The organism is Pararhizobium sp. DWP1-1-3 (assembly GCF_049896125.1).
In the GTDB taxonomy this organism is placed as follows: domain Bacteria; phylum Pseudomonadota; class Alphaproteobacteria; order Rhizobiales; family Rhizobiaceae; genus Pararhizobium.
Map to the genome: position 1 here is coordinate 195386 of NZ_JAFCTR010000010.1, position 11136 is coordinate 206521.

Below are 11136 nucleotides of genomic sequence, written 5' to 3' on the forward strand. Positions count from 1 at the left end.
CGCGTCGAGGCGTGCCGGCTTTTCCGTCGGGGTCATGGGCCGCAGGCAGCCGACATCATGTCGCTGCCTGCGGTTAAGGGCCGATGACTTATTTGCTCGCGAGGAACTTCTGTTGAGCCTTGGTCATGAAGTCAGCCCATTGCTTGGCCATTTCTTCCGGCGTGATATCGCCGAGCATGGCTTCCTGGCTGGTCTTGATCGCCATGGAATCCTTGAAGAAGGCGAATTCTTCAAGGTAGGTCGGCATGACGGTCGGAACGGCGTCCTTGTCGGCCAGTTCCTCGAACCAGCCCTTGAACTGATCCGTGGCGAAGAAGGGGTCCTTCTCGGCGGACTTGAGCGCCGGCAGGGCGCCGATCTTCTTGTTCCACTCGATATTGCCTTCCGGCCCTTCGAGCGTGGCGATCAGCTTCCAGGACAGGTCCTTGTTGGCGCTGGCCGACATCATCGACCAGCCGGCAAAGCCGATGGTCGGGAATGTTTTGCCGGATGGACCCTTCGGCATGGTGGTGACGCCGTAATCGGCTGCATCCATGCGCTCGGCGATGGCGATCAGCGCGTCCGGATCCTGATCGAGCATCGCGCAGGTGCCGGTATAGAAGCCGGCGACGATCTCGTTGAAGCCCCAGTTGACGCTGTCCTTCGGCGCATAGCCCTTCTTGTACAGGTCGATCAGCCAGGTGAAGCCCTTGACCCAGCCTTCTTCGGAGAACTTCGATGTGCCGTCGGCGTTGAAATAGGTGTTGTCGCCCGCCATCGTGGCGCCCATCATCATCCAGCCATTCAGGCCGCCCGGACCGCCGCGCATGCAATAGGCATATTTGCCCGGCAGCTTCTTGATCTTTTCGGCCGCCGCAACGAAATCGTCCATCGTCTTCGGCGGGCCGTCGACGCCGGCTTCAGCAAAGATCTTCTTGTTGTAGAACATGGCGCGTAGATAAAAGCCGTAAGGCAGCATATAGGCCGTGTCCTTGACGTCCCGGCCAAGTTCAAGGGCGCGATCCGTCAGTTCCGGCGTCTGGTCCCAGGTCTTCAGGTAAGGTTCGAGGCTTTCGAGCATGCCGTTGTTGGCATAGAGCGACAGCCAGGTATCCGGCATTTCCATCACGTCCGGGATCTCGCCGGCAGACACCATGGTGGCGAACTTCTGGAAGGCTTCGCCCCAGGGCAGCGAGATGATTTCGACCGTGGTGCCGGGGTTGGCGGCTTCGAACTTGGCGACGATCGACTTCAGCGTTTCGGTGCGCTCCGGGCTGGTGATGACCTCCACCAGCTTCAGCTTGGTATCGGCAAGGGCGGTGCCTGCCATCAGCGTGGCGACCATGGTCGCGGCAATCAGTTTCCTCATTTTCGTTTCCCTTTTATTGTTGGTTGGGGTTGTTTGCTGTCGTGTCAGCCTACCGATGCGGCAGTGATTGCCGCTTCGATATCGCTCCAGAGGGCCTCCGTTCCCTCCAGGCCGACATGGAGCCTTACCGACCGCGGACTGATGCCGAAGGCGACCGCGGAATTGGGTTGTGCTTTTTGCGAAAGGACGACTTCGCCCGGCACGATCAGACTTTCGTGGCCGCCCCAGCTGACACCAAGCTTGAACAGCTCGAGGTGATCCGAGAATGTGCGGACATTGACGCCATCCTTGAAGATAAACGAGAACAGCCCGGACGTGCCCTTGAGGCCGGGGGCCAGCTGATTGGCAAGGCCGGGATAACAGACGGTCTCAATCGCCTCGTGCGCCTGCAGACGCTTGGCGATTTCGACGGTGGATTGTTCATGTGCCTTCATGCGGATCGGCAGCGTGCGCATGCCGCGGATCAGAAGCCAGGCATCGAACGGCGACAGCTTGCCGCCGAGATAGGGATAGGCTTCCGAGCGGATACGCCCGATCAATTCCCTGGAGCCCGCGACAACGCCGGCGACGACATCGCTGTGGCCGCCGAGATATTTCGAGGCCGAGTGTATGACCAGGTCCACGCCGAGCGAAATTGGCTGTTGAAACACTGGACTTGCCCAGCTGTTGTCTATGGCGGAGATGATGCCATGGGTCTTGGCCAGCGCTGCGAGCGCTGCAACATCATGGGTTTGCATCACCCAGCTCGTAGGGCTTTCGAGATAAAGGAACTTCGCGCCGGGCAGAGCCTCGGCGACTTCCTCCTCGTCACGGCCATCGACATAGGTCACCTCGATGCCCATGCGCTTGAAGAACGTGCCGAACAGGCGATAGGCATCGGGATAGAGATGCTTGACCGCAACGATGCGGTCGCCGGGTTCGACGAAGGACAGAACCGTCGAAGAAATTGCCGACATGCCGCTGGCAAAGCCGATGGCGTCTTCAGCGCCTTCGAGTTTTGCCAGCATTTCCTCGAAGATCCGCACGGTCGGGTTCAGGCCGCGCGTATAGATCGGCCGGACTTTTTCGCCGCGATAGGAGGCGACCATGTCGTCATAATCGGTGAAGGTGAACAGCGACGTCTGCACGATCGGCGGCACGACGGCGTCATAGGCATTGCTCACGTCGTGGGCGACGATGAGGGAGGCTTCCTCGAACGGATCGAACCCGTTGCTCATTTGGACATTTCCTTGATGTCTTCCTCGACGATCGCGAGGATTTTCAGTGTTTCAGCGCGCGCGGCCTCAGGGTTCTGGGCAGCGATGGCATTGAAGAGGGTGCGGTGGAACGGAAAGGAGCGGCGGGCAAAATCCGGCCGGTCGAAGGGCCTTTCCCAGAAGCGCTCGAAAGCGCCGCGCATCTGTTCAAGCAACTGCTTGAACAGCGGATTGTGGGTGGCGTCGTAGATGGCGAGGTGGAAAGCCAGATCTTCCGGACCGGATGTGCCCTTTGAGAGGTGTACCCGCTCCATCTCATCCAGCTTTTCCTCGATCATCCTGATGTCTTCTGCCGTGCGCATTCGGGCGGCTACCATGCCGGCCTCCGCCTCGATGCCGCGTCGTACTTCCAGCGTTTTCAAGAGCACGTCGCGCAGATGCGTCGTTTCCAGCGATAGCGGCATGTGGATCGTGGTGCCGGAAATCGGCTTCAACAGGTAGGTGCCGCTGCCCTTGCGGGCCTCGACGACGCCGAGCGCCTGAAAATGGCGGATGACTTCGCGGATGGTCGAGCGGCCGACGGCAAGCGCGCTCATCAACTCCCGTTCGGCCGGAAGCCGGTCGCCGGGAACAAGATTGGAGCGCTGGATGTAGTCGGCGAGCGCTGCCGTCACCTGCTGCGCCCGGTCGGCCGGGGGCAGGGGGACAAGTGCCGATCGCGCATCCAAATGCTTCATCGTCCGCTTTCCAGTTGAAACCAGAATTGGTCTGACATCTGAGCAATAATGCAAATCATAACGTTACCGTCAAGCCCGTTTATCCGGCCTTGGATAAACGGGTGAGAGCGGCAAACCGGTGCCGATGGGAGAGTGGAGCTACCGCTGGATGGTACGGAAGGACGATCGGACGGTGCATCCGGCGGCCTTGCGCCAGAATGTGTAGGCCCGCCCGCATTCATTCAGGGAATGTCGTTGGATACCTGCGCCGCTGGATCGGCAAGCCCGGCGGGGTAGGTGCGGCCGCTGAGAGGGACCGCTTCGATCGCCGCAATCAGCCTATCGACCAGCAGATTTTCGGCGCGGCTGCCGCGCGCGAACCGCCGGGTGACCAGGTAGACATCGGCTGCTGGCGGGTTCTCGTATGGTGGCAATTGCCAGAGTTGCCGTGCCTCGATATCGGCGGTGACCACATGGATCGGCAAGGGGCCGAAGCCGAAGCCGACCTTGATCAGCCGCTTGACCTCCTCGAGATTTGTGAAAAGACCAAGCACCTGACCGCTGAAATTTTCCCGCTGCCGCAGCCGGGCGATCGGTGCGAGCGCGCCACCCAGATGGTCGGTCTTGAAGGACACGTAGTCGAGCGCCGCGAGATCGGCGGTCTCTGTCCCGCGCCTGCCGAACAGCGGATGGCCGGGTGCACAGAAGAAGCCGAAATGCTCGCGGTAAAGCACCGTATAGTCCAGTTCCGGATGCTTCTCGTGGGCAAGACAGATACCCAAGCAGGCTTCGCCGGACAAAACATTGTCGATCACCGTCTGGCTGGCGGACACCGTGGTCGAGAAACTGACCCGTGGAAAGGTCTTGTGGAAATCGGCAAGGAACCGATCGAGGAACGGGCATTCGATATGGCTGGCAAAGGCCATTTCGACATTGCCGGTCACCAGATCCGGATCGTCCTTGACGAGATCGGGCAGGCCACTGACGATGTTGAACATGGTTTGGCACTCTGCATAAAGCCGCGCCCCGGCCGGTGTCGTGCGGAAATGGTTGGACGAACGGTCAACCAGGCGGCAGGCCATGTGCTCTTCGAGGCGGCGCAGCGCATTGCTGATGGTCGGCTGCTTCAGCGACAGGCGGTTGCCCGCAGCCGTAAGGCTCTTTTCCTCGACGATCACCGTGAAGGTGCGCAACAGGTTCCAGTCGATCTCCCAGACGAAGCGGCGTCTCGGGCTGGCCATGGGTCACCTCATTCATTTGGTGAATGCTGGTCCTTCACCTAATGTATTTGTAGGGCCAAGTCCATTGTGGTTTGATCATCGCCACCTAAGACCCAGCGAGGCGTGACGTGACCGAGAGAACCCAAGTTTTCCCCGATTTCGGGTTGAGCCCCGAGGAGCGGCACCAGGCCGTGCGCGGTCACTATTACGAGTCTCCGGGCATGGACGGCGCCCGCGGTGAGATCTGGTGCTATACGCGATCCTATGCCTATGCGCGCGGTGCGATGGTGGACCTGCATATCAGTTCGACAGCGTCCTCATGCCGGTTGGAGATTGTTCGCGATGGTGCGGTCGAGACAAGCGTCTATGGCACCGACGATATCGCCACCGAGTGGCAGGAAACCCCCGACCAGGTCTCCGTCATCGGCTGCGGCTGGGAGCCGACCTTCACTTTCCAGGTCCATGACAGCTGGCCATCCGGCGCCTACCGTATCACGCTGACGGCCGAGGGGCGCGACGGCAAGCCGATCCAGTGTCACCACATGATCATCGTCCTGCCGAATGCCGGCGCAAAGCCTGGCCGGATCCTGCAGGTTGCCGCCACCGGCACCTGGACCGCCTATAATACCTGGGGCGGTTCAAACCACTATCAGGGCATCACCGGCCCCAACCGCGACAGATACGCGACCACCGTCAGTATCGAGCGGCCGCTCTGCCGCGGTTTTGTCGTGCTTCCCCCGGACGCGCCGCGCGTGCCGCTGGAGGTGAGCCTGCCGCCCGGCACCATTCCGCGCTATCCGCATATGGAATGGGCCTTTGCCAACGGCTATTCGAAGAAATACACCTCGTCCGGCTGGGCAAGCTATGACAGCCAGTTCTTCCGCTGGGCGGAACGCCAGGGCTATGGCGTCGATCTCGCCAGCCAGCACGAGCTGCACAACAATCCCGGCATTCTCAATGATTACGACTGCGTCGTCTTCGTCGGCCATGACGAATACTGGACCTGGGAAATGCGCGATGCCGTCGATGCCTATGTCGACCAGGGTGGACGCGTGGCGCGTTTTGCCGGCAATTTCATGTGGCAGACGCGGCTGGAAGACGAGGGCCAGCGGCAGGTCTGCTACAAATATGTCGCGCGCAAGGAAGACCCGGCCTATCAGGGCGGCGACGTCACCCGCGCCACCAATTCCTGGGAAGCGCCCGAAATCGGCCGCCCCGGCGCGCTGACCTTCGGGCTGAATGCCACCAATGGCGTCTATTCCGGCTGGGGCGGCTGCGCCCCGCGCGGTGTTCGCGGTTTCCCGATCTACCGGCCGCGTCACTGGGCCTTTGCCGGAACCGGTCTGTTCTACGGCGACCTGCTGGGCGCCGACAGTCATATCTATGGCTATGAGGTCGATGGCCTTGCCTATGAAATCCGCTATGGCCTGCCATATCCGACCCTAGACAGCGGCGCGCCGGAGGGGCTGGAAATCTTGGCTCTGGGCATGGCCAGCCAGGTCGAGGAAAGCGATATTCTGACCCGCGAAGACCTGTTCTTCGGGGACGAGGACGGGCGCTTCATTGCCGAGACGCTCTATGGCGAGGCGAGCGACGAGAACATGGAAAAGGTCCGTTACAGCAATGGCATGATCGTCAATTTCAAGCGTGGCAAGGGCGAGGTTTTCCACGCCGGTACCTGCGAATGGGTGGCTGGCTTGTTGCGAAAAGACGCAATGGTCGAGCGTGTCACCGCCAATGTCCTCAACCGTTATCTCAATCGATAATTTCACCAAGAGCAGAGCATCATGAACATCCAAGCCAATGAGCGGCCCGCATCGCATCTTTTCTACGTGACACGCCTGCGCCGGCCGCTGGTCGATCGCGCCGAGGGTATCTATTTCTGGACGCAGGACGGCCGCCGCTTCATCGACGGTTCCAGCGGGCCGATGGTGAGCAATATCGGCCACGGCAACCGGCATGTCATCGACGCGATGAAGCAACAGATGGAGAAGGTGAGCTTCGCCTACCGCCTGCATTTCGAAAACGAACCGGCCGAGGAGCTTGCCCGGCGTTTGGCCGGAAAGATGCCCGGCGATCTCGACCGGATCTTCTTCGTCTCCGGCGGTTCGGAAGCGGTGGAATCGGCGATCAAGCTGGCGCGGCAATGGGCCGTGGCAACCAAGCAGCCGAAGCGCTGGAAGGTAATCTGCCGGTTTCCGTCCTATCACGGCGGCACGATGGGGGCGCTTGGCGTTACCGGCGACCTGGCATTGACGGAAACCTTTGCGCCGCAGATCCAGCCGATGCCGGCCATTCCGGCTCCAACAGCCTACCGCGACCGCGACAATCTGACGATGGAGCAGCGTGGCCTGCGTTATGCCGACATGCTGGAGGAGAAAATCCTCGCGGAAGGTCCCGAAAGCGTCGTCGCCTTTATCATGGAGCCGATCGGCGGCGCGGCGACTGCCGCGCTGGTGGCGCCGGACAGCTATTTCGCACGTATCCGCGAGATCTGCGACAAGTACGGCATCCTCTTGATCCATGACGAAGTGATGAGCGGTGCCGCGCGCACCGGCCGCTATCTCGGCGGCGATCACTGGAACTGCAAGCCGGATATCATCACCCTGTCGAAGGGCATCGGCTCCGGTTATGCCGCGCTCGGCGCCATGGCGGCCTCGGCGAAACTGGTCAAGCCGGTGCTCGACATGGGCGGCTTTCAGCATGGCTACACCTATGCCGGCAATCCGCTTGCCTGCGCCGCAGGCCTCGCTGTGCTGGAAGAGATGGAGAGGCTTGGCGTCGAAGCCAACGCGGCGTCCATGGGCGATCTGCTGAAATCCGAGCTGGAGGGCCTGTCGAAACGCTTCCCCTTCATCGCCGGTGTGCGCGGCAAGGGCCTGCTGATCGGCGCCGATCTCGTGGCTGACCCTGTGACCTTCAAATCTTTTCCCAAATCACAGGCGACCAACCAGCGGCTGCTCGATATCGCCTATGAAAAAGGCCTGATCCTCTACTCCCGCCGCATCCGTGGCGATGGTTATGAGGCAGATAACCTGATCCTTGCACCGCCACTGATCATCACCGCTCAGGAGATCGGTGAAATGGTTTCGATCCTCGGCGACAGTTTTGAACAGCTGGCGCGCGAACTTGATCTACCGGTGAATGGCTGAGAGCGGGATCATGAAGAACAAAGTCATCATCACCTGCGCCGTCACCGGCTCCGTCCACACGCCGTCGATGAGCCCCTATCTGCCGTTCACGCCGGACCAGATCGCCGAACAGGCGATCGCCGCTGCCGAAGCCGGCGCGTCTATATTGCATCTGCATGCCCGCAATCCGGCCGATGGCCGTCCGACCGCGGACCCAGCCGTATTCATGCAGTTCCTGCCGCGTATCAAGCAGGCGACGGATGCCGTCATCAACATCTCCACCGGCGGCAGTTCGCTGATGACGCTGGATGAGCGCTTGGCGGCTTCGCTTCAGGCGCAGCCGGAAATGTGCTCGCTCAACATGGGCTCGATGAATTTCGGCATTTTCCCGCTCGCCAAGCCTGGCATGGAATGGCAGCACGAATGGGAGCCGCAGCTTCTGGAAGCGACGCGGGGCACGATCTTCAAGAACACCTTTGCCGATATCGAGGATATTATGAAACGGCTGGGCGAGGGGTGTGGTACGCGCTTCGAGTTCGAATGCTACGACGTCGGCCATCTCTATTCGCTGAAGCATTTCTATGATCGCGGGCTGGTGAAAGGCCCGCTGTTCATCCAGTTCGTGCTGGGGATTCTCGGCGGTATCGGCGCCGATCCGGACAATCTCAGCCATATGAAGCGTATTGCCGACAAGCTGTTCGGCGAGGACTATCGGTTCTCGGTGCTGGCTGCCGGCCGCCAGCAGATGCCGTTGATCACCATGGGGGCTGCGATGGGTGGCAATGTGCGGGTCGGGCTGGAGGACAGCCTCTATCTGGGGCGCGGGGAACTGGCCAAATCCAACGCCGATCAGGTCAGCCGTATCCGCACCATTCTCGAAGCCCTGTCGCTGGAAGTCGCGACCCCTGACGAAGCGCGCACGATGCTGGCGCTCAAGGGCGGCGATCGGGTGGGCTTCTGATGGTTGATATTTCCAATCAGCCCGCGAAAATGCGAATCGCAACGGCTGACGATGTGCATCTCATCCACGCGGGCTTGATGACCATCGCGCGGCATCTCGGTGCCGAAGGCAAAGTCACTGCCACGCCGGACGATCTTCGTAGACACGGGTTCGGTCCGCAGCCGGCCTTTACCGTTCTCATCGCCGAAATGGTTGGAGAGTTTGCCGGCATGTGCCTGTTTTTCCAGAGTTTCTCGACATGGCGCGGGCAGAAGGGCGCCTATATCCAGGACATCGTCGTCGAACCACGTTTTCGCGGTGCCGGCATCGGGGTCGCACTCTTGCGCCAAACGGCGGCGCATGTCCGTGCCGAGGGCGGCACATACTTGCGGCTGTCGGTTGAAGCGAAGAATATCTCGGCGCAGCATTTTTACGAACGGATGGGGCTTGCCTGGTCCGGCCAGGAGCGCATTCATGCGGCCTATGGCGAGGATTTCGAAGCGCTGGCCGGACAGCACGAGAGTGGGGTTTAAGGTATGAGCATCAAAACCTTCTACGCTGAAGAGCAGGCGAAACACGATCCGAAGATGTTTCTCTCCAGTGGAGCGCCGCAGCCCAACCCGGAAAAGCCGGAGCGGATCGCGCGATTGCTCGAAGGCGCAAAGGCGGCGGGCTCCGAGATTGTCCGCCCGCGTGATCATGGCCTGAAACCGATCGCGGCCGTCCACACGCCGGAATATCTGGAATTCCTGCAGAACATTTTTCTGCGCTGGCAGCGGATCGAGGGCGCCTCGGAAGAGGTGATCCCGAATATCCACCCGCTGGCGCGGACCGGCCGCTATCCGGCCTCCGCCGTTGGCCAGGCCGGGTATCATATGGCCGATACGGCGTGCCCGATTTCCGCCGATACCTGGGGCAGCGCCTGCTGGAGCGCCTGGAGTGCCGTCGAGGCCGCCGAAGCGGTTCTGGCCGGCGCCCGCCATACCTATGCGCTCTGCCGTCCGCCGGGCCACCATGCGTTTGCCGATGTCGCCGGCGGTTTCTGCTTTCTCAACAATTCCGCCATTGCCGCCCAGCATCTGCTCAAGTCGTCGAAACGCGTCGCCATCCTCGATATCGACCTGCATCACGGCAATGGCACGCAAGGCATCTTCTACGGCCGCAGCGACGTGCTGACGGTCTCGCTGCACGCCGACCCGGTGCGTTTCTATCCATTCTTCTGGGGCAATGCCGACGAGCGCGGCGAAGGCCTGGGGCTGGGCTATAATTACAATTTGCCATTGCCACGCAAGACGGCCGACGCCGGTTTTCTCGAGGCACTGGAGGCCGCCAACCGCCGCATCGAGGCCTATGCCCCGGACGCGTTGGTGGTCGCTCTCGGTCTCGACGCCTTCGAGGGCGATCCCTTCGGCGGACTGTCTGTCTCGACACCGGGCTTCGCCCGCATTGCCGAAGCCATCAGCAGCCTCGGCCTGCCGACCGTCATCATCCAGGAAGGCGGCTATCTCTGCGACGCGCTTGCCGACAATCTGACATCGTTCCTGACCGGGTTTCGGCACTGAGGATAGGGGGTGTAAGCTCCATGACTGAGCTTACACCCGAAGCGTGCTGAATTTCAGCTTGGCGGTTCAAACCGGCTAATTTGACGGCTTGAGCGACTTCAAAATTCCCCCCAGATCAGCGCTATGTGCGTCCTGGGTTGCTTTGGTGCCCCAATATGTGACGACAAGCATCTTGCCTTCAGCAGGCGATGCGAAGCCAAGGGAAACCTCGACAGGACCGTCGGCATCCGTGCCGTCGAACTCGATGCTACCGAAGTTCATGCCATTGATTTCAACGTCGCCAGAGTCTCTTTGCGTTGCTGCGTCAATTGTGACGCCGTTATCGGTCAGGAACTTGACGGCTTCGTCGATGACCTTGTCCATATCCTTATCCGTGGCGACATCGATCGAGAAATAGATCGCCGAATCTGGCGACTTGGCTTCGATGCCGGAAATAGTCTCTTTAGGACCCCAGGCATCGGGGATGGTAACCGACGCAATCGGCGCATCGCTCGGAAAAACGAGTGTTCCGGCATGCGCAAGAAAGGGGATCATGGCAAATGCCGCAGCTATGATGAATGTGTTTTTCAAACGAAGTCCTCTATTTGCAAATACGCTGTTTTGACGAACAGAAGTGACGACCCTGCCGCTGGATACACTTAGACCGAAAATAGTTCAAAGATCATTTAAGGTGTCGTGAAGATATAAATACCTCCATCAAGGGCGTCGGGGACGACCTTTGCCGATCGCCGTCAGCTTCTGACAGATCAGGAAATTCCATAACAAACATTATCTGATATGAGTGTGTAGCGGCATTTTAGAAATGCGACATATAGGCTAGTTAGAGACGCGACAGTCGTCGCCTCTTGGGATGCTGGTCGAACGTCAGCATTGGGAAGCAAGATAAGCGACGTGCATCGTGGTTGAGGCCATCTGTGTTCGGAGTCGTCATGTCTTGTTTGATTGTTATGTCTCAGAAGGAATTGCATCGTCTTGAACTAATCCAGCAGATTCGGGCTCGGAGGCTGACTGTCGTCGAGGCGG

At 60.3% G+C, this 11136-nt stretch carries 10 protein-coding genes; 5 read left to right on the forward strand and 5 right to left on the reverse strand.

Features of this window, described 5'->3' with window-relative positions; all coding sequences use genetic code 11:
- Positions 1-88: 88 nt before the first annotated feature.
- The 4 genes from ACP7BS_RS20240 to ACP7BS_RS20255 all read right to left on the reverse strand — a co-directional run bounded on the left by ACP7BS_RS20240 (position 89) and on the right by ACP7BS_RS20255 (position 4501).
- On the reverse strand, positions 89-1348 hold the full coding sequence (locus tag ACP7BS_RS20240) for an ABC transporter substrate-binding protein (protein WP_426239549.1): 1260 nt from the start codon (positions 1346-1348) through the stop codon (positions 89-91).
- A gap of 44 nt (positions 1349-1392) precedes the next feature.
- Complete coding sequence (locus tag ACP7BS_RS20245) at positions 1393-2565, reverse strand: PLP-dependent transferase (RefSeq protein ID WP_426239550.1); 1173 nt, start codon at positions 2563-2565, stop codon at positions 1393-1395.
- Complete coding sequence (locus ACP7BS_RS20250) at positions 2562-3281, reverse strand: FadR/GntR family transcriptional regulator (protein ID WP_426232489.1); 720 nt, start codon at positions 3279-3281, stop codon at positions 2562-2564. Before ACP7BS_RS20250 ends, ACP7BS_RS20245 begins: the two co-directional genes overlap by 4 nt.
- A gap of 221 nt (positions 3282-3502) precedes the next feature.
- Entirely contained in the window at positions 3503-4501 is a 999-nt protein-coding gene (locus ACP7BS_RS20255) for a LysR family transcriptional regulator (RefSeq protein ID WP_426239551.1), read from the reverse strand.
- Positions 4502-4608: 107 nt separating this feature from the next.
- Here ACP7BS_RS20255 and ACP7BS_RS20260 point away from each other — a divergent pair, with 107 nt between their 5' ends.
- Genes ACP7BS_RS20260 through ACP7BS_RS20280 form a run of 5 tightly spaced genes read left to right on the forward strand, consistent with a single transcriptional unit; the run spans position 4609 to position 10113 of the window.
- Complete coding sequence (locus tag ACP7BS_RS20260; protein ID WP_426239552.1) at positions 4609-6246, forward strand: N,N-dimethylformamidase beta subunit family domain-containing protein; 1638 nt, start codon at positions 4609-4611, stop codon at positions 6244-6246.
- Positions 6247-6267: 21 nt separating this feature from the next.
- Complete coding sequence (locus ACP7BS_RS20265; RefSeq protein WP_426239553.1) at positions 6268-7632, forward strand: aspartate aminotransferase family protein; 1365 nt, start codon at positions 6268-6270, stop codon at positions 7630-7632.
- A gap of 7 nt (positions 7633-7639) precedes the next feature.
- The gene (locus ACP7BS_RS20270) at positions 7640-8572 is read left to right on the forward strand and encodes a 3-keto-5-aminohexanoate cleavage protein (RefSeq protein ID WP_426239567.1); all 933 of its coding nucleotides are present in this window, start codon (positions 7640-7642) and stop codon (positions 8570-8572) included.
- Positions 8572-9084, forward strand: coding sequence for a GNAT family N-acetyltransferase (locus tag ACP7BS_RS20275; RefSeq protein ID WP_426239554.1), 513 nt, complete (start codon positions 8572-8574; stop codon positions 9082-9084). Before ACP7BS_RS20270 ends, ACP7BS_RS20275 begins: the two co-directional genes overlap by 1 nt.
- Positions 9085-9093: 9 nt before the next feature.
- Entirely contained in the window at positions 9094-10113 is a 1020-nt protein-coding gene (locus tag ACP7BS_RS20280) for a histone deacetylase family protein (protein WP_426239568.1), read from the forward strand.
- Between the two features lie 75 nt (positions 10114-10188).
- Here ACP7BS_RS20280 and ACP7BS_RS20285 read toward each other — a convergent pair whose 3' ends face one another.
- Complete coding sequence (locus ACP7BS_RS20285; protein WP_426239555.1) at positions 10189-10683, reverse strand: histidine kinase; 495 nt, start codon at positions 10681-10683, stop codon at positions 10189-10191.
- Between the last annotated feature and the right edge of the window lie 453 nt (positions 10684-11136).

Excerpts from the sequence above, each read along its gene's own strand:
- ACP7BS_RS20240 (WP_426239549.1), bottom strand. The coding sequence starts at position 1,348 with ATGAGGAAACTGATTGCCGCGACCATGGTCGCCACGCTGATGGCAGGC.
- ACP7BS_RS20245 (WP_426239550.1), bottom strand. The coding sequence starts at position 2,565 with ATGAGCAACGGGTTCGATCCGTTCGAGGAAGCCTCCCTCATCGTCGCC.
- ACP7BS_RS20250 (WP_426232489.1), bottom strand. The coding sequence starts at position 3,281 with ATGAAGCATTTGGATGCGCGATCGGCACTTGTCCCCCTGCCCCCGGCC.
- ACP7BS_RS20255 (WP_426239551.1), bottom strand. The coding sequence starts at position 4,501 with ATGGCCAGCCCGAGACGCCGCTTCGTCTGGGAGATCGACTGGAACCTG.
- ACP7BS_RS20265 (WP_426239553.1), top strand. The coding sequence starts at position 6,268 with ATGAACATCCAAGCCAATGAGCGGCCCGCATCGCATCTTTTCTACGTG.
- ACP7BS_RS20275 (WP_426239554.1), top strand. The coding sequence starts at position 8,572 with ATGGTTGATATTTCCAATCAGCCCGCGAAAATGCGAATCGCAACGGCT.